The following is a 20,615-nucleotide window of genomic DNA, read 5'->3' on the forward strand; positions in this document are numbered from 1 at the left end:
CGCGTTTGATCCAACAGGTGGTGTGCGTTCAGCGTCCAACGCCGACATAGGTTTCAAAGCCGGATTTCAGCGCCTGTGACTTTGAATAGATATTGCGCAGATCCACCATTCGGGCAGAGTTCATGGAACCGGCCAGCTCGGTCAGGTTCAACGCGCGGAACTCGTTCCACTCTGTCAGCAACACCACAACGTCAGCCCCTTGAACCGCTGCATAGGGATCGTCAAACCATTCGACCCCGGGCAATAATGCATCGCCTTCCGCTTTGCCCTGCGGATCGACGACGCGCACTTTGGCCCCTCCGCCGATCAAAGCGGGAATGATGGACAGTGATGGCGCGTCGCGCATGTCGTCCGTGTTGGGTTTGAAAGTGACACCCAGAACCGCCACCGTCTTGCCGTTAAGGCGGTCGTCGCAGGCGTCGCGGATTTTCTCGATCATCCGCTTCTTGACCTCGTCATTCACCCGAATGACGGTTTCCGTGATCTGCATCGGATATGCATGATCCTGCCCGATCCGCGCCAGCGCGGCGGTATCCTTCGGAAAACAAGAGCCACCATAGCCCGGCCCCGCGTGCAGGAATTTGTTGCCAATTCGTCCGTCCAGACCGATGCCGCGTGAAACTTCCTTGACATCCGCACCGACCTTTTCACACAGGCCCGCGATTTCATTGATGAAGGTGATCTTGGTCGCCAGAAACGCGTTGGCGGCGTATTTGATCATCTCGGCGCTCTCCAGATCGGTGGTCAAGATCGGAAAGTCACGCAGATAAAGCGGACGGTAAATCTCGGCCATCACTTCGGCGGCGCGATCGTTTTCCACACCCACCACGACGCGATCGGGGCGCATGAAGTCATCGATTGCAGCGCCTTCGCGCAGAAATTCAGGGTTCGAGGCCACGTCGAATTCGGCTGCGGGGTTGGCGGCCGCAACGACCTCCTGAACTTTTCTGTTTGTTCCCACCGGCACGGTCGATTTGGTGACGATGACTGTGTAACCGGTAACCGCTTGGGCGATCTCTTCTGCCGCGGCCATCACATAGGTCAAATCCGCGTGGCCGTCCCCTCGTCGGGTCGGAGTTCCGACCGCGATGAAAACCGCATCGGCGCCATCAACTGCCGTCTTCAGATCGGTTGAAAAACTCAGGCGACCGGCAGCAACGTTTTTTGCCATCAGCACATCCAGGCCCGGTTCATAGATCGGCACTTCTCCGGCCTTGAGCATGTCGATCTTTTGCTCAGCCTTGTCGACGCAAATCACGTCATGACCAAAGTCCGAAAAGCATACACCGGACACTAAGCCAACATAACCGGTGCCGATCATTGCAATACGCATCCAAAAATCCTTTTTACCAATTACCACGGACGGCGTGGGCACAATCAAAGAAACTGACGCCGGTTTCAATGGCCGTCAGCACTTGCGTGACGCATCCCATAGATTCTTGCGGATATTGAGGCAATAGAAGCGCAGATGGTGCAAAGCCCTCCGAAATCGCGATCATGTCGGCTTTGTTCAGCGGAACCGACGATCAGGAAGAACTGGTTGGTGTCGAAACTCGGTTGCGCAGAGGGTGCTGTTGAGGGCTGGAATAGCCCCTGCCTTGGGTATTGATGACGCGCGGAAGTGATTGCGCGTTCTCGCCACCAACAAGCTGGCTGGCAAGGGAAAATAGGGGCCGCGTGACATGCCCCGGCAAATGACCGGTCGATCAGCTGTCCATTTCAGCGGCGGCTTGCAACAGCCAGTTCTGAAACAGCCGGACCGGTGGTGAAACGGGTTTTTCCTTGAGACGCATGAAATAGGTCCAGGGACTGTTCAGATCAAACCGGAAAGGCTCGATCAGCAGCCCCCGCTCGACATAGGACCGGGCCAGCGACCGGGGCAGGGCGACGCATCCCAGTGACTTGGCGGCCATTTCCATCGCCAAATTCGAGACATTCGTCCGCAACCCGCCCTTCTGGCTCAGATCGGACAACCCGAAATGCCGCGCCGCGTGCTCCCAATAGGAGGGGCGGCCCAGGATGTGGATCAGCGGTGCATTCTGCAATTGCTTGGGGTCGGTCAGCGGCGCGCCATCGACCAGAAAGCCGGGCGCACAGACCAAGGCCAGCTTTTCGACCCACAAACGTTGGGCGTCCGGCGACACATCGTCGACATGATTGATTGTCAGCGAGATGTCCGAAACATTTGGTTCGACATCAGTCCAGACAGTGCCATGAACCGTCAGATCAATATCGGGATGCACCGCGTTGAAACCACGGATCACATCCGGCAACCAGTTCTCGGCCAGACTGACCGGGCAAGAAACCACCACTTTGCGGGTATGCGACCGCACGATGACCGATTGCGTGGCCGCGTTGATTTCCTGGAGGGCATGGCGCACCGACGGCAGATAGGCCTCGCCCACATCTGTCAGCGACAGGGAACGGGGATGGCGCACGAACAGGGGGCGCTGCAAAAACTCTTCCAACGAGCGGACATGATTGCTGACGGCAGATTGGGTGCAGTTCAGCTCTTCGGCAGCAGCGGTAAAGCTCAGGTGCCTTGCCGCCGCTTCGAACGAGCGAAGAAAGGTCAGGTGTGGAAGATTCATCATGACGGACGTTTCTCAGGCAAGGCACATCGCAAAGAATTAATAAGCCCAGGGCTTGCTGTCTTGCCCATGAGCGACTCACACGTATGGTTCTGCCTCGAAATGTGATCTGGTCCTAGTCACAAATAATCCGGGGCCATTGCCCCATGATTGTTTTCGTGCCGCTATGCGCAAACTCACATAGGCTTTTTCTTGTAACCGGAACCCGAAAGAAAAACCTCGACTGGACACCGTGACAGATACCTTTCAGACCGTTGCAGATTTTGCGCTGAATCGTGCCGCGCAGGATTTTCCCGACACCGCACGCAAGGCAGCAGCGTTGATGCTGCTGGATACGCTGGGGATCACAATAGGATCGGGGCCGATGGAGGCCGGACAGATTGCACGCGAGAGTGCGGTAGCGCTGTTTGGCGCGGGCGATCCGGGGCTGAGCGCGCGCATGCTTTTCGACGGTCGTCGCGTCAGCGTCGCGGGTGCGGCCTATGCAGCGGCCACACAGACCGACAATCTGGACGGCCATGATGGATACAATCCGACCAAAGGCCACATCGGGGTTGTCGTCGTTCCCGCACTGGCGGCACTGGCTGAAACCATTCAAGATTTTTCAGGCCCCGAAGCGCTGGCGGCGGTGATCGTTGGATACGAGGTCGCGGGACGCGCGGGCATTTCGTTGCATGACACCGTCAGCGATTATCACACATCCGGAGCTTGGAACGCGCTTGGCGTGGTGGCCGTGGCGGCGCGCTTGCGCGGTTTGACGGCCGAACAGATGCGGCAGGCCATGGGGATTGCCGAATATCATGGCCCGCGCAGCCAGATGATGCGCGAGATCGCCAATCCCACCATGCTGCATGACGGTTCGGGCTGGGGTGCGTTGGTTGGCATTTCTTCAGCGGTATTGGCCGAGAAAGGCTTTACCGGGGCGCCGGCCATCACCATCGAAGCGGCAGACGTTGCCCCCCATTGGCAAGATCTGGGCGATTTCTGGCAAATGGAGCATCAATATGTCAAACCCTACCCGATCTGCCGTTGGGCCCACGCCGCAATTGATGCCACCCGTGCACTCATGCGTGAAAACGACCTGACTTACCGCGATATTGCCGCGATTCATGTAAACACGTTTCGGGAAAGCGCCTGCCTTTTCCAGGGTATGCCGGATGATACGTCCAAGGCGCAGTATTCGCTGCCATTTGCCGTCGCAACAATGGTTGCGCATGGCCGGATCGGAGTTGAGAACATCACCGGTGCGGGCCTGGCCGACCCGCTGGTCGCCTCGATCGTCGAGCGTATCTCGGTTTCAGAGGCCGCACGCCATTCCGACCGTTTCCCCGAAAGCCGGTTCGCCGATGTCAGCATCACTCTGACCGACGGGCGCATACTCGAATCGGGCGACGTACATGCACGCGGCGGACCCGAGGCACCAATGGATGAGGCAGAAGTGATCGACAAATTCATGGAATTTGCGACACCATCACTGGGTGCATCCCGTGCCGCCGCCATTCGTGATGCGGTTCTGGGGCTGGGCGCGCCAGGTTCGAAATTCTCAGACCTTGGCGCGTTGATCTACGCCCCCGCCGACCAGACGTAAAATCTGCCGAAGCTGCCGTTGAAACGCGTTCCGACCGGCACATCCGCACCCTTGATCCTGATGGCGGCGATGATGCAGGCCCTGCCGCCCGCTGCACAGGTTGAATTGGAGCTGGGAGCAAGTCTGGGTGATCCAAGACCCGCTCGAGGTGAGCTTGCTTTTTTACATTGTCGCCTTGCGCCCTGATCCGGTCAGAGCAGGTCGAACAATCGCCCTGGCAGCGCGTCATGACGCGGCAGGTTCAGCGCCCGCATAAGGCAGAACATCATCGCCTGATTTGAGGTGACGACCGGCTTGCCCAGCGTTGCTTCAATCCGGTCGACCGCCTCGACCGAACGCATGTCGGTGCAGCTGAGAATTATGGCCTGTGCCTGCGGGTGATCGGCCTGACAGGCCAGTTCATAGACCTCGTCCGGGGTCAGCTCTCCCTGACCGTAATTGCCCAGCTTTCGGCCCACATCGGCGCATCGAACGGTCTCGATTCCGTTTTGGGCCATGAAATCCATCGCCTGAGCGTTTATTTCGCCCAGATAGGGTGAGGAAAAGCCGACCTTCGTGGCCCCCAGTGCCTTGATTGCGGCGATCAATGATCCGGCCGCGGTCAGCGACAGCGCACCGGATTCCGATTTGATCTGTTGCGCCAGCTCAGCGTCGAAAGACGGCCCATGGGTCAGGGTGGCCGAGGTGCAGCCGTATAGCACCACATCGGGCCGCACCCCCGAGATCATCCGCAGATCGTGGCTGATATCCGAAGCGCCCAAACCTGCCATTTGATCCGAGCCGGGAATTTCATCCACGTCATAGCCGCCCATGCGCTGGAAATGGATGGTGGTGTTTGGTGGTCGCAGCATCTCCATATCCGGTTCCAGATTGGTGTTGGTGAAGGGCACCAGAACACCGATCTTGGCGGCTGTGCGGGTCTCGGTCATGTCAGCGCTCCTTTCAAGATGTCGCGGGCCTTGTCCATCACCTCGGGTGCACAGATCGTGGCGCGCAAACAGTCCGACAAACCATAGCCGTCCATGCCGCGCATCATCAGGCGCTCCGCCCGCAGGGCCGTGTCGGCGCGCTGTGCCTGCGCGGTCGAGGCAAAGCGGATCAGCACGAAATTGGTGTGGCTTTCCGGTACGCTCAGGCCCAGTTCGCGGCATTCCTGCGCAAACCGGTCCCGAATTTCGGCTGTCCGTGCGACCACGTTGCGCATATGGGCCTGATCGCGCATCGCCGCCGCCGCCGCTGCCTGCGAGGCAATCGCGATATTGTTGGGATTCAAAAGCTTGCGGACCTCGCCCGAGATTTCGCTTGGGAAACAGCCCCAGCCGGCCCGCGCCCCCGCCAGCCCGTAGGCCTTGGAACATGTACGCGTGATCACGGTGTCGCCCCGATCCACCAGCGCAAAGATCTGCGCAGGATCGTTCGTGGCATCGGCAAATTCCGCATAGGCCTGGTCCACCACCAGCAGTGTATCGCCAGGCAGATCCGATCGCAGGCGGAGAATTTCGTCATTCGGGATCAGCGTGCCGGTGGGGTTGCCCGGATTGCAGACGAACACGATGCGGGTGGCAGGTGTGACAGCGGCCAGAAGCGCGTCCACCGATACGGTCAAATCGACCTCGGGCGCTGCCACATATTCGGCCTGTGCCTGTGCTGTGGCCGAGGCGACAAAGGCATAGCCATATTGTGTGCCCAGCACCTGATCGCCCGGCCCGGCAAAGGCGCGGATCAGACAGCCAATCAGTTCCATCGAGCCCGCCCCACATAAAATGCGCGCGGGGTCGAGCCCGTGCACCTCGGCAATGGCTGCGCGCATTTCGGCCCATTCCGGATCGGGATAAAGGGCCAGATCCGCCAGCGCTGCCTGCCCGGCCGCAACGGCGGCGGGGCTTGCGGGAAAGGCGCTTTCGTTCTGCGCCAGTGAAATCGTGCCTGCGCCGTTCGGATCAGCCAGCGCATAAGCGGCCATGGCGCCAACGTAAGGAACCGGTCGGATCATGCGTCACCCCCGTAAATCCTGGCGCCTTGCGCAGTTACCAACCCGCGTTTGATGTCCAGCGCCAGCGCATCCGGGTCGCGTTCGGCGGGGTCGCCAAAGCCGCCGCCGCCCGGTGTATCGAAGATCAGGTAATCACCGTGCTCCACCCGCAATTCTCCTTTACCCGGAATATCGTTTGCACCGTCCCTGAAACGGATGCGACCGGGGGCACCGGGTCTGCCGCCCATACGGCCAAGCGCCGGGTATTTCAGCCGTTCGACCGACAGGAACACGATAAAGGGCGCCCCGTTGGACGAGGTCATCTCGATCCGTTGCCCCAGCCCGCCGCGATACTTGCCCGCGCCGCCGGAATCCGGGCGCAGTTCGCGCCGCCAGATCGTCACGGGTGCGACGCTTTCGGTGATCTCGACCTGACTGCCGTACACGCCGGACGGATAGGCTGTGGCCGATAGACCATCGGCATGAGGTCGCGCGCCGGTTCCGCCATTGTGCACGGGTTCCACCGCGAATTCGCGACCGCCGTCACGGGCCACTTCGGGTGCGTGGCGCATGGGCAGGTCGAACATGCAACTTGCGCCTTCGGCCGGGACCGCATCGGGCAGGGCCTGATGCAGGCAGCCCAGAACCAGATCGGGCGTGACCTGACCCAGGGTATGCCGCATCGCAACCGGCACCGGGCGCTGCGCGTTCAGGATGCAGCCCTTTGGCCCGTCAACGGTAAACGGCTCCAGCGATCCCGCATTGTTGGGAATGTCCGCGCCGACAATGCAGCGCAAGGCAAACGCCGTATAGGCGGTGGCATAGTTCAGCGGCACATTGATGCCCTTGCGCGAACAGCCCGAGGTGCCCGAGAAATCCACATGCATGCCGTCCTTCCTTACGGTCAGGGTGGCGTGCAGTTCCAGCTCATTCTCATAGCCGTCCATCTTCAGAACATTCTTGTAGACACCTTCGGGCACGTCGGCGATGGCCTCCAGCGTGCCGCGGCGCGACGTGTCGATGATGTACGAGCCGAGCGTCCCCAGATCGTCGAGGCCAAATTCCTCCATCATCGACAGCAGCCTTGCAACCCCGGCTTCGCAGCAGGCGATCAGTGCATAGATGTCGCCATCATTGGCGATGGGTTCGCGGCTGTTGGCGCGGATGATGTCCAGCAGCAAAACGTTGGGGGTGCCCTGTTCAACCAGCTTGCAGGGCGGGATCAGCAGGCCTTCGTCATAGATGTCGGAACCTTCGGGGCCCATGCCCAACCCACCCAGATCAACAAGATGCGAGGTGCAGGAGGTAAAGCCCACCACCTTGCCATCCTTGAATGCGGGCATCATCAGCAGAAAATCGTTCAGGTGCCCCGAGGCAAGCCATGGGTCGTTCGTCATGTAGATGTCGCCCGGCTTCATGGTCTGAACCGGGAAAGCCCGGCGCAGGTGCTGCACCGCCTCGGCCATGGTGTTGATGTGCCCCGGCGTGCCGGTCACGGCCTGCGCCAGCATCCGGCCATCGGCGTCAAATATCCCGGCAGAGATGTCGCCGCATTCGCGAACAATCGGGCTGAAGGCGGCGCGGATCAGGGTTTGGCCCTGTTCTTCGACCACGGCCAGCAGACGATTCCACATCACCTGCAATCGGGCAGGCGAAAGATCGTGTGAAAGATCGGACGACATCATGCGCCTCCTTTCTGGTCCTGTACAAGGACGAGGTTTCCCATGGCATCCACATGCGCCGAGAAGTCGGCGGACACGAGCGTGGTTGTCTGCGGCTCGGTGATCAATGCGGGGCCGTGAAGGTGGTCGCCGGGCTTCAGATCCGCTCGGGCAACGAAGGCCGCTGGTTTCGATACACCGTCCACGTCGCAGGTGATCGGACGGGTTTCCGGCGCCGAGATCGTCTTCAACCGGGGCGTTTCAGGAATCGCCGGCACGCCGCTGTCACAGGTCGCGACCCGCACCGCCCAATTGAGAATCTCGATCTGCATCCCCGGCACCGGGCGCGAGAATTGCTTGCGGTATTCCTGTTCGAATGCAGCGGTCAGCGGCTGGATATCTTCGGCGGTCAGGGGGCGGTCGGGAAGGGTGATCTCGATCTCGTGTCCTTGTCCGTGGTAGCGCATGAAAGCAGTGCGCAGCGTCTGGGTCGGGACATCGCCGGCCCCTTGGAAGACGACCTCTCTGGCCTCGGAAATCATGGCCTCGAACAGCGTGTTGATCCCGTTCAGGTCCATGCTGCCCAGCAACGTATAACGCGAGCGGACGATCTCGAAAGACACCGGAGCGAACAGGAAGCCGACAGCCGATCCGACACCGGGATCGGGCGGGATCACGATGCGGCTGACCCCGGCGGAACGCGCGACCCGGCTGGCGTGCAATGGCCCGTTGCCCCCAAACGCTATCATTGTTCGTGGGCCAAGGTCCTTGCCGGATTCCACCGCATGCATCCGACCCGCGCTGGCCATGCTTTCGTCGACGATACGGCTGACGCCATCGGCGGCGCCTACGGCATCCAGATCCAGCTTTGACCCGATCACCCGGTTCAGCGCCCGTTTCGAAGCTTCGGGATCAAGCTGAATATGCCCCTCGGCAAACGTGTCCGGTACGATATATCCCAGTGCAATATCACTGTCCGTCACCGTGGGTTCGGTTCCACCGCGCATGAAGGCGACGGGGCCGGGCTCGGATCCCGCTGATTTTGGCCCCACGGTCAGCCGCCCCAACCGGTCAACCCCGGCAATCGAACCGCCGCCGGCGCCGATCTCGATCATTTCGATGACCGGTATACGTACCGGCATTCCGGACCCTTTGATAAACCGTGCAGCGCGGGCAATCTCGAACTGGCGCGAGGTCTGGGGACGGGCGTTGTCGATCAGGCACAGTTTGGCGGTGGTGCCGCCCACGTCAAAGGACAGAACCTGATCCAGACCGGCGCGGGCGGCGACGCGGGCGGCCAGAATGGCACCACCCGCAGGGCCGGATTCCACCAGCCGGATCGGAAACCGCGCGGCGGTTCGCATGGTGCACATTCCACCACCCGCTGTCATCATCAGGATCGGACAGGTGACGCCCTGAGCCTCGAATTGCCGGACAAACCGGGCCAGATACGTTGCCATCAGTGGCTGGATATAGGCGTTGGCGACTGTCGTGCACAGCCGGTCGAATTCGCGCGCTTCGGGGCTGACATCCGACGAAATCGAGACGGTCAGATCGGGGCGCCTGTCCGCCAGCATATCGCGCAGCCTGCGCTCGTGCTCGGGGTTTGCATATGCGTGCATCAGGCAGATGGCGATGGCTTCCGCTCCGCTGGCGTCGATGTCCTTCAACAGCGCGTCGATGGCTGTGTCTTCCAGCGGTATCAATACCTTGCCATCCGCCGAAACGCGCTCGCGGACCGTCAGCGCTCGCTCACGCGGCACCAGCAGATCAGGTTTTTCCAGATTGATGTCATATTGCGAATAGCGCCGCTCGTAGGCGATTTCCAGAATGTCCCTGAACCCTTCGGTGGTCACGGTTGCCACGACCGCGCCGCGTTTTTCGATCAGCGCGTTGGTGGCCAGCGTGGTGCCGTGAATGAAACCGGTGACTTCGCTCAGACGGTGCCCTGTCTGTTGCATTACGCGCGCTGCGCCTTGTATGGCTCCGTCGGCGGGGTTGTGATGTGTGGTCAGGGTTTTGGTCGAGGCAAGTATCGTCTCTTCGCCAGAGACAAGAACCGTATCCGTGAACGTGCCGCCAATATCGATGGCCAGGCGCAGCGCTTGAGTTGTCATGAGGTTATCCGAAAAATCCGTAGTCACAGCGTGATGCATATGGGCCAGAGGCCCTGAGATCAGGCTGGGATCACAAGGTCACAGCCGGTGGCACGGCGGTCCATGGGACTTGGAAAACAACTCTTCATAAGCAGGTATTCTTGTTCACACCAGCTTGCCGCAACAAGCCGGAAAGCGACACAAAAGCCTGCAAACGACAAAAATCGTCACGCCTGGCCGATTGCGGCGCTTGCGGGTGAGGGTCTTGCCCCCGCGCACATCACCTGTGGTCGTCTGTTGTGTGCGACCCAGCCGATGCGGCGCCCGTGTTCGTGTTGGAAGATGCCCAGGCGGCGCAGATGCGTGGTTCACAAGGGCGATCCTCTGCAAGACCTGTGCGAACCAAATGCCCTGCCCGGAGATAGGCGAGAGAAAGATCAGCGAGCGACCGCAGGGCAAACTCTGCCTCTTGAACGGCCACGATTGAACGGGAAGGGATGGGTTTGGGGCAGCCATGCGACTGCCCCGTTGCCGATCAGGCCTGTTGAGCGGGTGAGTCGTCATCGATGAGGTCGGGCTCGTCCGGTACGATGATACGATGCTCAAGATCCTCTTTGGGGGCGAACACCGGGTAGACGTACAGGAACGCGCCGATGATCAGATAGCCGATGGTTATCCCGTCGAACTGAGGCATCTGTAGCGTGTAGGAATGGATGATGCCGATCGAAGACATCAGCCCACCTGCGACAGCAAACGTGCCGGCCATCCGGAAGCGCCCGTCAATCACATCGGCCACGATGGCACCCCAGACCAGACCGGTGATGATCGCCCCCTGGCTCAGGGCAAGGTGCCCCTCGTAATGGGCCCCTTCCATCAGAAGGGCCGAGGTCAGATCAGGATCTCCCAAGGATGGCAGCCCTTCGACACCGCTGCTGCGCAGCGCGTTCATCAACGATCCCCATTTGACCATCAGGAAGGCCGAGATATGGGGCAGGATCGCGAAGGATACCGCAGCCATGTGCATCGGTTTTACAGCCCAGGCTGTGTTGGTGATCAGGCTGACTGATACAAAGACCAGTACTGGTGCGGCTGCGGCGATCGGGATCAGCCCCGCAAGGAAGGACAGGAACCCCAGAAAGGCGGCGGCGGCAATTACAACGGCCACACCGACAATATACCCCGCATGGGCATCCAGCCGTTTATAGGCCGGATGGCCGATGTAAACGGTTGTCGGGAATGGCGAACCAAACAGAGCGCCCAGCATCGTGCCCGCGCCGTCTGTCACCTGGCAGAGCCCGACAGGGTAATGGTCGCCTGCCGCTTCGGCGGATTCCACGTTGTTCATCGTTTCGATGAAGTTGTAGATCTGCACGGGGATCAGCACCAGGAACAGCTCGGGGTTGGCGAACAGGTATTGCACACCGGCGATCAGATCACCGAAATACGGGATCGGCGGGTAGAACCCGATGCCGCTGACATCAATTTTGGACTCGCCAAGTAAAAGGGCGATCACGGTACCGGCAGCAATCGCGACAAGGCCGGCCGGAACATTGCCCGGCAGGCGGAAACGGCCGATCAACCCCCAGAGGATGAACAGCAGCGACGTGAACCCGATGATGGGGTTCTCGAACACTTCGGCCAGCGGCACAGAACCGATGAAGACCAGGGCAATGCCGCACAGCGTCCCCAGCATTCCCGCACGTGGCGTGATCCTCTTGAGATACGGTCCAACCACCGCTCCCAGAGCCGCGACGATGCCGCCCATGAACCCGGCGCCGATGCCCACTTGCCAGGCTAGCATTGGATCATTTGTCGCCCAATAGATGGGTCCGATCACCCCGAACAGGTAGACGAACATAACTGGCGTCGAGATGCCGTAGGGCAACGCGGTTACGTCTTTGCCCTGCGCGTTTGCCGCCCATTTGGCGAGGTAAGTGTAGACAGCGACACCGGCCAAAATCGCAATGGCGGCGCCGGGAACGATGCGGCCAAAGACGATGTCCGCAGGCATTTGAAACACGAACTGGCAGACCCCGGACAGGATCAGCAAGTTGACGAGGTTGTCGGTAAACAGCGCCCAGAAAGCGCTGAAATCGCTGCGGGTAAACAGCTTGTATTCATAGGTCCTCCCGTCCATGACGGTCTCCTCCTCTGATGTGACCGGTTTGGCCCGACTGGTGTCAGGCCGATCTCCCTTTCCGGTCGTGATGATGGCCCCGCAGGGGTGCCTGGTTTGCCCCGGTCAGGGCGGTCGCGGCAGTTTCAGAGGTCAATTCAGCCATCACTTCGGCCGCCACGAAGGCGGCGATGACGCTGGGCCGCTTGTCGCGGCTACCGCTAGCCCCCATGGGGCATTTCAAATGTTCGATGGACTGTCCGTCACAGTGTTTCTGCGCCCAGTTCCTGAGCTTTATCCGCTTTGTGGCGGAACCGATCATCCCCACATAAGCGGCGTCATTTCGTTCCAGCGCGGCGGTCGTCAGCAGAAAATCCAGCCCGTGATCATGGGTCAGAACGACAAAGGCGCTGCCTGCGGGCGCGCGCCAGATTTCGGCTTCGGGAATCGCGCTGACCCGGGTTTCGACATCTGCGGCGCAAAACGCGATCTCTTCGGGTCTGGTATCGACGAGGATGCAGCGCACCGGCAGATGCTGAAACTGATTGGCCAGGGCACGCCCCACGTGGCCCGCGCCCATGACATAGACATGAGGCAAAGCATCTTCGTTCCGGGCCGCGCGTTCCGTCGCGGCCCATTTGTCGGACGCACGCATGCGGGACAGGTTCAGTTCGACCCGTCCGCCGCAGCATTGCCCGATCTCGGGGCCAAGTGGAACGTCCAGATCCTGATGCAACGCACCGTCACGCAGCATGTCCCGCGCGGTGTTGATGGCGAGGAATTCCAATTGTCCACCGCCTATGGTTCCCCACAACGCCCCGGGCGCGACGAACATTTCTGTCCCCTCATTGCGCGGCGAAGACCCGCGGACTCGGGTCAACGCAACGCGGATCACGCTATGCTGCGCGGACAGAAATTCGTTCAGAGAACCCGGGGCAACCATGGCTCAGGACCCGGCTTGCAGCCGCGCGACGGCCATGAGCACACGTTCGGGCGTGGCCGGCGCGTCAAGGCGGGGGCATTCCCGGTAATCAGCGACCGAGGCAACGGCCATCGACAGGGCCTCGAACACCGAAATTCCCAGCATGAACGGCGGCTCACCGACGGCCTTGGAGCGTTTGATGGTCAGCTCGCGGTTTTCCGACCAATCGGTAAGGTTCACGTTGAAGATGCGCGGGCGGTCTGACGCGAGCGGGATCTTGTATGTCGACGGAGCATGGGTGCGCAGGCGGCCGGCATCGTCCCACCAAAGCTCTTCAGTGGTCAGCCATCCCATACCTTGAATGAATGCGCCTTCGACCTGACCTTTGTCCAGCATAGGGTTCAGCGAACGTCCGACGTCGTGCAGCAGATCCGTCCGATCCACGCGGTATTCACCGGTCAGTGTGTCAATCGCGACCTCTGAACAGGACGCACCATAGGCGAAGTAATAGAACGGGCGGCCTTGTCCTTTGGCCCGGTCCCAGTGGATTTTTGGCGTCTTGTAGAACCCGGCCGCCGACAGTTGCACGCGCGCCAGATAGGCCTGTTTGATGAATGCATCGAAGGCCAGAACGTCTTGGCCGATATGCACCTGATTGGCGTGGAAGACCACTTCCTCTGGCGAGACGTTCCAGGTCTCGGATGCGAACTTCACCAGACGTTCCTTGACCTGTTCGACTGCGTTCAACGCTGCCATGCCATTCAGGTCGGTCCCGCTGGACGCCGCAGTGGCCGAGGTGTTGGGAACTTTTTCAGTCGTCGTCTTGGTGATTTTGATCCGGTTGAAATCGACCTGAAAGGCCTCGGCCACGACCTGAGCAACCTTGGTGTTCAGACCCTGGCCCATTTCGGTGCCACCGTGGTTCAGGTGGATAGACCCGTCGTTGTAGACATGCACCAGCGCACCGGCCTGATTGTACCAGGTCGCGGTAAAGGAAATGCCGAACTTGACCGGTGTCAGCGCGATGCCTTTTTTCAGAACCGGCGATGTCTTGTTGAACGCGATGATGTCCTGACGGCGCTGGCGGTATTCCGAGGTCTCTTCCAGCTCTCCGACCAGCCGGTCGAGAATGCAGTCTTCGACCTCTTGGTGATACGGTGTCACGTTGCGGTCCGTGGTGCCATAGAAATTGGCCTTGCGCACATCCAACGGATCCTGCCCCGTGGCATAGGCGATTTCTTCGATCATCCGTTCCGCCGCGATCACGCCCTGCGGGCCGCCAAACCCACGAAACGCGGTATTCGACACGGTGTTGGTTTTCATCGGGTGACTGTTCAGGCGCACATTCGGATAGAAATAGGCGTTGTCCGCGTGGAAAAGCGCCCGGTCGGTCACAGGGCCGGACAGGTCTGCCGAAAAGCCACAGCGCGCGGCAAAGCTGCCTTCGACCGCCTGAATGCGGCCTTCATCGTCAAAGGCGACATCATAGTCGATCACGAAGTCGTGGCGTTTGCCGGTTGCGGTCATGTCCTGATCCCGGTCGGGGCGGATTTTGACGGCGCGGTTCCACTTTTTGGCAGCCATGGCCGCCACTGCGCAGAACAGGTTCATCTGGCTTTCCTTGCCGCCAAACCCCCCACCCATGCGACGGACGTTGACCACGACCGCATTGGACGGCACCCCAAGGACATGCGCCACCATGTGCTGCGCCTCGGACGGGTGCTGGGTCGAGCAATGCACCACCACGTCGTCGTCTTCGCCGGGAATCGCAAAGGCGATGTGACCTTCAAGGTACATGTGATCCTGACCGCCAACGCTCATGCGGCCTTTGATCCGGTTGGGCGCGGCCGCCTGAGCCGGTGCCACGTCTCCCCGCTCCAGCTTGAGGGGCGCTGTGACATGCGGGTATCCTGCTTTCTGCGCGGTGATCGGGTCCAACGCGTGGGGCAGGGTTTCGTATTCGATATTTGCCCGTTCCGCAGCGCGGCGCGCGATGTCGCGGGTCTCGGCAATCACGGCAAACAACGGCTGGCCGTGGAATTGTATGGCGTCGGTCGGGAAAACCGGTTCGTCGTTCAGGTGGGTCGGGCTGATATCATTGGCCCCCGGCACGTCATCAGCGGTCAGCACACCGACCACGCCGGGCGTTGCCAGAACGTCGCTGAAATCGATACCCAGAAGCTTGGCGTGCGCGACGTCTGAAACGCCGAGATACGCGTGCAGCGCGCCTTGTGGCAGCGCAATGTCGTCCGTGTAGTCGGCCTGCCCTGTGACGTGCTTGACCGCGCTGTCATGGTTTACACTGGTGTGAGCCGATCCAATGATGGAAACGTTGTCTTTCATGGTTTCGTCTCCTGATCAGGCACAAGCCAGTTGAACGGGTGTTTCGGTTTCGCCGTCGTTTTCAAGGAAGAACCGGCGCAGCAGGTTTTGGGCGGTCAGCATCCGATAGTCCGACGATGCGCGCCAATCTGTGAGAGGCGCGAAATCCTCGGCCAGCGCTTCAGCGGCGGCTTCGAAACTTTCGCGTGCCCAGGGTTGGCCGTTCAGCGCCGCCTCAGCTGTCGATGCGCGTTTGGGCGTGGCGGCCATGCCCCCGAATGCGATGCGCACATTGCTGATGATCCCATCTGTGACGCTCATGTGCAGTCCGGCGGCCACGGAAGAAATATCCTCGTCTCGGCGCTTGGAAATCTTGTAAGCCGCGTCCAGATCATTGGGTCGGGGCAGGGGCACGCGGATGCTTTCGACGAATTCGTCGGGCCGGCGGTCCTGCTTGCCATAGTCGATGAAGAAGTCAGCCAGAGGCAGGGTCCGGCGTTCGGAACCGCGCCGCAGAGTGATTTCCGCGCCAAGCGCGATGAGAACCGGGGGCGTGTCCCCGATGGGTGAGCCGTTGGCGATGTTTCCACCGACGGTTCCCATATTCCGCACCTGCCACCCTGCGATGCGATCCCAGTAGGAGGACAGGTGTGGCAGGTGTTCAGACAGAAGGTCCTGGCAATCGGTGTAGCTGGCGCCGGCACCGATCAGGAGGAGGGACCCCTGTCTTTCGACTGTTTTCAGGTCTTCGAGATGACCGGTAAAGATGGCGGGGCCTATGTCGCGCAGGAACTTGGTCACCCACAGGCCCACATCGGTGGCTCCGGCCACGATCATGGCGTTTGGATAAGCTTGCAGGCATTCGGCAAGATCATCGACGCTGGATGGCAGAATGCTCAGGTTGTTTTCGGGTCCGGAGACCACGCGCCGCCCGTCCTTCAGGGCCGCCAGACGCGCGGTCATGGTTTCGCGTTCGGTGTTCAGATGATCAGAGGCCGGGGTGCCGTAGCGGCTGACGGCAATGGCCGCTCGGATGATCGGCTCATAACCGGTGCAGCGGCACAGGTTGCCCTGCAATGCGGTTTCAACCTGCACTTCGGTCGGTTCCGGAGTTTGCATCCAAAGCGCATAGAGGGCCATGACGAAGCCCGGTGTGCAGAACCCGCACTGGCTGCCGTGATGATCGACCATGGCTTGTTGAACCGGGTGCAGCCGACCTTGAGGCCCGGACAAATGTTCAACCGTCACGATATGACAGCCGTCGACAGAGGCAAGAAACCGGATACAGGCATTGACCGGAGCATAGCGCAGGCCCGTGCGCCCAAGCCGTCCGACAAGCACGGTGCACGCGCCGCAGTCGCCTTCGGCGCAGCCTTCCTTCGTTCCTGTCAGTCGGCGTTCCAGGCGCAGGAAATCAAGAAGTGTCTGGCCTGCCGACACGTCTGGGACGGAGACATCCTTGCCATTGAGGACAAATTGGATGTGGGTGCGATGCGTCATGGAATTCTCCCTCTGCCCCTGCCTTCCGGAGGGTGGTCAGAGGAACCATAGGAGCAAAGATTGAGGTGGAAAATCGCCGCAAACGGCAAATACTTTCAACAGATCGTTGAAAAAGATGAGGCCATGCCGCATCCTTTCGCTGCTGGGAGGTTCCAATGTCTTACATCGAAAGTCTGCGTGTTTTTGTCCGAGTGATGGAGCTGGGCAGCATCACCTCTGGCGGGCGTGATCTTCGGCTGACCCCGGCGGTGGCCAGCAAACGGTTGAAAGAGCTTGAAAACCATCTGGGTGTGCGGCTGTTCAACCGAACCACCCGGTCGATGACACCAACCGAAGTGGGGACGGTTTTCTACGATGAAGCCAAGGCGGTCCTGCTGGCGCTTGATCACGCCGAAGCGCGTGTCGCCAGCTTTTCCGACGCGCCTCGGGGGGCGATCCGCATCACCGCGCCTTTGGGTGTCGGGCGCAGAATCGTTGCGCCTCTGGTGCCGGAATTCTCTGACCGCTACCCGGAAACAGAGATTCGCATGCGTCTGTCCGACCGCAAGGTGGACATTCTGGCCGACGGTCTGGATATCGCCTTTTTCATTGGTGAACCCGGCGATTCAACCATGAAACTGCGGAAGTTCGCGGATTGTGATCGTGTTCTGTGCGCTTCGCCCGATTACCTGTCGCAGTTTGGGACGCCCAAAACACCGGATGATTTGCTGCACATGCCCCATAACTGCCTGTTGCTGCGTTATCCAAGGTCTCCGGAATACTATTGGACCCTTCGCACTGACATGGGACCGCGAAAGCTTGAAGTTGGCGGTAAATATGACGCGGATGATGGTGATGTCCTGACCGACTGGGCCTTGGCCGGTCGTGGGATCGTCAACAAGCCGCGCTTTGACGTGCGGGAGTTTCTCGAGGATGGGCGGTTGGTCGAGGTCCTGCCCGAGACGCCCCCCTTGCCAACGATTTTCGGGTGTCTTTATCCGCACAAAAAGCTGCAAGATCCCAAGGTGCGCCTGTTTGTCGAACATATCGCGCAACACAGCAAACGCTTTTTCGCGTAAAGAAAACCGGGCATCACGGCCCGGTTCGCTGTCATGGTTTTGCACGCAGGCGACTATTGGTTTCTGACTTCACGCACCCATGCGATGATGGTTTGGCGTGCCTCTTCATCCATTTGCACTGCCGATGGCGGTGGCATTGCGTGGCTGATCCCGGCTTGCAAATAGATTTGATCGGCGTTGCGGGCGACATCGCCGGGTGTTTCAAGGTAAACTTTCTTCGGGGCCCATTTCATGGTGCCGTACACCGGCTCGCGGGCGTGGCACATCGAGCAATTGCCCAAGACCGTGTCATAGGCATCTTCGAAGCCCGCGGCGGACGCATATTTCTGCTCGTATGGTGTCAGCTCGCGCGCTTCGGCGTCTTCCCATGTCTCGGTGTTTCTCACCGAAGACAGCCAGGCGATCACGACCATTAGCAGAACCGTCACGCCCCAGGTCCAGTGCGGGCCTTTCCCAGTTGCGTGCATCGTGTTGAAATAGTGACGGATGGTGACGCCCGTCAGAAAGATCAGACTGGCGATTATCCAGGAATACTCGGTGCCGAAAGCAAGCGGATAGTGGTTCGACAACATCAGGAACACGACCGGCAAAGTCAGATAGTTGTTGTGCGTGGATCGTACCTTGGCGATCTTGCCGTATTTGGCATCAGGTGTCCGACCGGCCTTGAGGTCTTCGACCACGATCCGTTGGTTCGGCATGATCTGAAAGAACACGTTGGCCGTCATGATCGTCGCAGTGAAGGCGCCAAGATGCAAAAGCGCGGCACGACCGGTGAAGATCTGGTTGTAACCCCAGGACATGATCACCAGGATCACGAACAAAAGCAGCATCAGAACGGTCGGGTGATCGCTCAGCTTGGATTTGCACATCTGGTCGTAGAGCAGCCAACCAATGGTCAGTGATCCGCCGGAAATCAGAATCCCCTGCCACAGCGCCAGGTCCACTTTGGTCGGATCAAGCAGGAACAGCTCGCCACCAACCCAGTATATGATCATGAGCAACGCCGCACCTGACAGCCAGGTCGTGTAACTCTGCCATTTGTGCCAGGTCAGGTGCTCGGGCATGCGCGAGGGCGCAACCAGGTATTTGACGGTGTGGTAGAAGCCGCCGCCATGTACTTCCCATTCTTCGCCGTAGGCCCCGTCCGGCAGGGCTGGGTTCGGCTTGAGCATGAGGTCCAGCGCGATAAAGTAGAATGACGCCCCAATCCACGCCATCGCGGTGATCACATGCAGCCAGCGGACGGAAAAGGCGATCCACTCCCACATCACGGCCAAGTCATACATGGCTTTGCTCCTAAGATTCTTTGCTTCCGGTTACTCTATGCGAGTGTGTTTTGTTCTGGTATTGCTGGTAAAGACCAAGCAGTATCAAAAAATGCAAAAAAATGTCCTACCTTGATAACATCAGAACCTTTGTCCGGGTCTATGAATTGGGCAGCATGTCCGCCGCGGGCCGTGATCTGAGGGTTTCGCCAGCCGTCACGTCGGCGCGTATATCGCAATTGGAAGAGCATCTTGGCGTGCGTTTGTTCCAACGCACGACACGCAGCCTGACCCCCACCGAGCAGGGAAAATCTTTCTATCGTGGCGCGGCAGAGATCCTAGAAGCAGTCGAAAGTGCCGAAGCCCAGATCGTCAATCTTACCGAAAACCTGAAAGGGTCACTCTATGTCGCGGCGCCTTTGGGGGTCGGGCGTCGGTTGATTGCGCCGCAGGTCCCGAAGTTTCTTGCCGAGTACCCCGAGGTGAACGTCCGGCTAAGGCTTACCGACCGAAAGGTTGATCTGACAACCGAAGGTCTGGACCTGGCATTTTTTCTTGGTCAGCCAGAGGACAGCAACCTGCGTATTCGCAAGATCGCGGATGTCGAAAGAGTGCTTTGTGCATCCCCGAAATACATCAAAAAGCGCGGGATGCCCGAAAGCGGGGACGCGTTGATCGCAGATGAGCACGAATGTCTCAATTTGCGGTTCCCGGGCGCGACCGAGTTTCAATGGCTTTTGAGGACCGATGCGGGGCCCAAACGGTTCCGGGTTTCCGGGCGCTACGAGTCAGACGATGGCGATGTGCTGACAGACTGGGCGCTTGGCGGACATGGTATCGCGTTGAAGCCGATTTTTGAGATCGCTCAACATCTCAAGGCCGGGACACTGGTTCCGGTGGCGGAAAAGACGCCGCCAGAACCGATTCAGATGGCATGTCTGTTTACGCACCGCCGTATGCAGGACCCCAAAACGCGGCTTTTCATGGAATTCATAATCGAACGCATCGGATCGTCGATCGCGGCGGCAAATACGGCCCGGTAGGTCGCTCAGCTGCCGCGATAGGTCGAGTACCCGAAGGGCGAAAGCAGCAGAGGCACGTGGTAATGCGAATGTTCGGACATTCCAAACCGGATCGGGATGACGTTCAGAAAGCGCGGGTTTTCAGGTGGTGTGCCGCGGGCATCAAGGTAATCCCCGGCATGGAAGACAAGTTCGTAGTCACCTGTTGAAAACTCTGCTTCGGGCAGAATTTGTTCGTCGGTCCGGCCGTCGTCATTGGTGACCAGAGTTTTCAGCAACTGCCGGTCTGCACCTTCAATGCGGAACAGTTCGATTTTCAATCCTTCGGCGGGGCACCCCCGTGCCGTATCCAGAACATGTGTTGTAAGGTAACCGGTCATTTGCGCTACTCCTCAAGTTATACAGTTACTAGTCTGTTTTCGCATCCAGGAGCAAAGGCAGTCTGTGGGAAGCTGCTTTCTGCATTTTTTGAAAAACATCTTTGATTATCTGGGGTATTGAT

15 protein-coding genes are annotated in these 20,615 nt (G+C 59.8%); 3 read left to right on the forward strand and 12 right to left on the reverse strand.

Going from position 1 to position 20,615, the window contains the following annotated elements; translation table 11 throughout:
• Positions 1 to 28: 28 nt before the first annotated feature.
• The gene (locus GOW60_RS11600; RefSeq protein WP_171229389.1) at positions 29 to 1,333 is read right to left on the reverse strand and encodes a UDP-glucose/GDP-mannose dehydrogenase family protein; all 1,305 of its coding nucleotides are present in this window, start codon (positions 1,331 to 1,333) and stop codon (positions 29 to 31) included.
• 373 nt (positions 1,334 to 1,706) lie between these two features.
• Positions 1,707 to 2,594 carry a LysR substrate-binding domain-containing protein gene (locus GOW60_RS11605; RefSeq protein WP_171229390.1) on the reverse strand — a complete coding sequence of 296 codons (888 nt, stop codon included), beginning with the start codon at positions 2,592 to 2,594 and terminating at the stop codon, positions 1,707 to 1,709.
• A 229-nt stretch (positions 2,595 to 2,823) separates the two neighbouring features.
• On the opposite strand from GOW60_RS11605, the gene GOW60_RS11610 reads away from it, so the two are divergent.
• Complete coding sequence (locus tag GOW60_RS11610) at positions 2,824 to 4,179, forward strand: MmgE/PrpD family protein (protein ID WP_171229391.1); 1,356 nt, start codon at positions 2,824 to 2,826, stop codon at positions 4,177 to 4,179.
• A gap of 191 nt (positions 4,180 to 4,370) precedes the next feature.
• Here the strand turns inward: GOW60_RS11610 and GOW60_RS11615 are convergent, their stop codons facing one another.
• The 8 genes from GOW60_RS11615 to xdhA all read right to left on the reverse strand — a co-directional run bounded on the left by GOW60_RS11615 (position 4,371) and on the right by xdhA (position 16,768).
• Entirely contained in the window at positions 4,371 to 5,108 is a 738-nt protein-coding gene (locus tag GOW60_RS11615) for an Asp/Glu racemase (RefSeq protein ID WP_171229392.1), read from the reverse strand.
• Complete coding sequence (locus GOW60_RS11620; protein ID WP_171229393.1) at positions 5,105 to 6,172, reverse strand: histidinol-phosphate transaminase; 1,068 nt, start codon at positions 6,170 to 6,172, stop codon at positions 5,105 to 5,107. The genes GOW60_RS11615 and GOW60_RS11620 overlap by 4 nt, the downstream gene beginning before the upstream one ends.
• A complete protein-coding gene (locus GOW60_RS11625; RefSeq protein ID WP_171229394.1) occupies positions 6,169 to 7,833 on the reverse strand; it encodes a hydantoinase B/oxoprolinase family protein in 1,665 nt (554 codons plus the stop codon). Before GOW60_RS11625 ends, GOW60_RS11620 begins: the two co-directional genes overlap by 4 nt.
• Entirely contained in the window at positions 7,833 to 9,929 is a 2,097-nt protein-coding gene (locus tag GOW60_RS11630; RefSeq protein WP_171229395.1) for a hydantoinase/oxoprolinase family protein, read from the reverse strand. The genes GOW60_RS11625 and GOW60_RS11630 overlap by 1 nt, the downstream gene beginning before the upstream one ends.
• A gap of 514 nt (positions 9,930 to 10,443) precedes the next feature.
• Positions 10,444 to 12,045, reverse strand: coding sequence for a xanthine/uracil/vitamin C permease (locus GOW60_RS11635; protein WP_171229396.1), 1,602 nt, complete (start codon positions 12,043 to 12,045; stop codon positions 10,444 to 10,446).
• Between the two features lie 43 nt (positions 12,046 to 12,088).
• A complete protein-coding gene (gene xdhC / locus GOW60_RS11640) occupies positions 12,089 to 12,967 on the reverse strand; it encodes a xanthine dehydrogenase accessory protein XdhC (protein ID WP_171229397.1) in 879 nt (292 codons plus the stop codon).
• Between the two features lie 3 nt (positions 12,968 to 12,970).
• Positions 12,971 to 15,289, reverse strand: coding sequence for a xanthine dehydrogenase molybdopterin binding subunit (xdhB, locus tag GOW60_RS11645; protein WP_171229398.1), 2,319 nt, complete (start codon positions 15,287 to 15,289; stop codon positions 12,971 to 12,973).
• A gap of 15 nt (positions 15,290 to 15,304) precedes the next feature.
• Positions 15,305 to 16,768, reverse strand: coding sequence for a xanthine dehydrogenase small subunit (xdhA, locus tag GOW60_RS11650; RefSeq protein WP_171229399.1), 1,464 nt, complete (start codon positions 16,766 to 16,768; stop codon positions 15,305 to 15,307).
• A 155-nt stretch (positions 16,769 to 16,923) separates the two neighbouring features.
• Here xdhA and GOW60_RS11655 point away from each other — a divergent pair, with 155 nt between their 5' ends.
• Positions 16,924 to 17,826, forward strand: coding sequence for a LysR family transcriptional regulator (locus GOW60_RS11655; protein ID WP_171229400.1), 903 nt, complete (start codon positions 16,924 to 16,926; stop codon positions 17,824 to 17,826).
• A gap of 53 nt (positions 17,827 to 17,879) precedes the next feature.
• Here GOW60_RS11655 and GOW60_RS11660 read toward each other — a convergent pair whose 3' ends face one another.
• Entirely contained in the window at positions 17,880 to 19,112 is a 1,233-nt protein-coding gene (locus GOW60_RS11660; RefSeq protein ID WP_171229401.1) for a urate hydroxylase PuuD, read from the reverse strand.
• Between the two features lie 101 nt (positions 19,113 to 19,213).
• Here GOW60_RS11660 and GOW60_RS11665 point away from each other — a divergent pair, with 101 nt between their 5' ends.
• Positions 19,214 to 20,134, forward strand: coding sequence for a LysR family transcriptional regulator (locus GOW60_RS11665; protein WP_171229402.1), 921 nt, complete (start codon positions 19,214 to 19,216; stop codon positions 20,132 to 20,134).
• Between the two features lie 5 nt (positions 20,135 to 20,139).
• On the opposite strand, the gene uraH is transcribed toward GOW60_RS11665, so the two are convergent.
• A complete protein-coding gene (uraH, locus tag GOW60_RS11670) occupies positions 20,140 to 20,493 on the reverse strand; it encodes a hydroxyisourate hydrolase (protein WP_171229403.1) in 354 nt (117 codons plus the stop codon).
• Between the last annotated feature and the right edge of the window lie 122 nt (positions 20,494 to 20,615).

The sequence above is a fragment of the Ruegeria sp. HKCCA4008 genome (assembly GCF_013033125.1).
GTDB lineage: Bacteria > Pseudomonadota > Alphaproteobacteria > Rhodobacterales > Rhodobacteraceae > Ruegeria.

Excerpts from the sequence above, each read along its gene's own strand:
- GOW60_RS11600 (WP_171229389.1), bottom strand. The coding sequence starts at position 1,333 with ATGCGTATTGCAATGATCGGCACCGGTTATGTTGGCTTAGTGTCCGGT.
- GOW60_RS11605 (WP_171229390.1), bottom strand. The coding sequence starts at position 2,594 with ATGATGAATCTTCCACACCTGACCTTTCTTCGCTCGTTCGAAGCGGCG.
- GOW60_RS11615 (WP_171229392.1), bottom strand. The coding sequence starts at position 5,108 with ATGACCGAGACCCGCACAGCCGCCAAGATCGGTGTTCTGGTGCCCTTC.
- GOW60_RS11620 (WP_171229393.1), bottom strand. The coding sequence starts at position 6,172 with ATGATCCGACCGGTTCCTTACGTTGGCGCCATGGCCGCTTATGCGCTG.
- GOW60_RS11625 (WP_171229394.1), bottom strand. The coding sequence starts at position 7,833 with ATGTCGTCCGATCTTTCACACGATCTTTCGCCTGCCCGATTGCAGGTG.
- GOW60_RS11630 (WP_171229395.1), bottom strand. The coding sequence starts at position 9,929 with ATGACAACTCAAGCGCTGCGCCTGGCCATCGATATTGGCGGCACGTTC.
- GOW60_RS11635 (WP_171229396.1), bottom strand. The coding sequence starts at position 12,045 with ATGGACGGGAGGACCTATGAATACAAGCTGTTTACCCGCAGCGATTTC.
- xdhC (WP_171229397.1), bottom strand. The coding sequence starts at position 12,967 with ATGGTTGCCCCGGGTTCTCTGAACGAATTTCTGTCCGCGCAGCATAGC.
- xdhB (WP_171229398.1), bottom strand. The coding sequence starts at position 15,289 with ATGAAAGACAACGTTTCCATCATTGGATCGGCTCACACCAGTGTAAAC.
- xdhA (WP_171229399.1), bottom strand. The coding sequence starts at position 16,768 with ATGACGCATCGCACCCACATCCAATTTGTCCTCAATGGCAAGGATGTC.
- GOW60_RS11655 (WP_171229400.1), top strand. The coding sequence starts at position 16,924 with ATGTCTTACATCGAAAGTCTGCGTGTTTTTGTCCGAGTGATGGAGCTG.
- GOW60_RS11660 (WP_171229401.1), bottom strand. The coding sequence starts at position 19,112 with ATGTATGACTTGGCCGTGATGTGGGAGTGGATCGCCTTTTCCGTCCGC.
- GOW60_RS11665 (WP_171229402.1), top strand. The coding sequence starts at position 19,214 with ATGTCCTACCTTGATAACATCAGAACCTTTGTCCGGGTCTATGAATTG.
- uraH (WP_171229403.1), bottom strand. The coding sequence starts at position 20,493 with ATGACCGGTTACCTTACAACACATGTTCTGGATACGGCACGGGGGTGC.